Annotated in this window: 1 protein-coding gene and 1 pseudogene; one reads left to right on the plus strand and one right to left on the minus strand. The window is 45.1% G+C overall.

The genetic code is table 11. The features are described 5' to 3' along the window. Positions 1 to 225 (plus strand): annotated as a pseudogene (gene cysB, locus A3763_RS28205) (HTH-type transcriptional regulator CysB); the annotation flags it as partial. A gap of 26 nt (positions 226 to 251) precedes the next feature. Here the strand turns inward: cysB and A3763_RS04925 are convergent. After that, positions 252 to 630, minus strand: a 379-nt coding sequence (locus A3763_RS04925) for a SecY-interacting protein Syd (protein ID WP_068759925.1), incomplete at its 5' end; no start/stop codon positions are given.

Here is a 630-nt window from a genome sequence, read left to right on the forward strand (position 1 = left end):
AAAGATGTCGGCTTGACTGCGATTGATACCGACCGACTGTTTGAGGCAAGTGTTACCAATATCGGATTCAGGAAGGGGACCTTTATGCGCGGCTTTATGTATGAGTTCCTACAACAGTTTGCACCTCATCTTACTCAGAAGGTTGTCGAGGAAGCATGCTACCGCCATATGCATCGTCAGGACGTTCAAGAAATGTTTGAAAATGTTAAGCTCCCGCGCTACTAAGAAGCATGGCTTAACATGAAGGCGCCTTAGTTGTACTCGAGTGCTGTAGGGTTGAGGGCTAGCAAGAAACTTTCAAGGTTGTCAGCCAACTCTTTATAATCTTTTCGACCTGGGCGCTCTAAAATGACTTTCCCGCTATGATTTTCAATACTTACAACTTCATTGCTGTCGGTGCAGCCGATAAATAGCGTTAAGCTCTGTTTGTTCTTAAGCTTCGCGAAACAGTGTCCGAGTATATTTTCTTTTAGACGCTCCTGATCTTCTTCGTTCCACGTTTGTATTAACGCAAAATCAACTAAAGGGTGCTCTACACGCATTCCGTTCGCCCAGTAGCTTTCGAAGAAGGCGTGGAAATCGGGATGGAATTTGGTCTCGAGCGCATCTTCAAGGCTTGCAAAGATATTC

The sequence above is a fragment of the Oleiphilus sp. HI0128 genome (assembly GCF_001635365.1).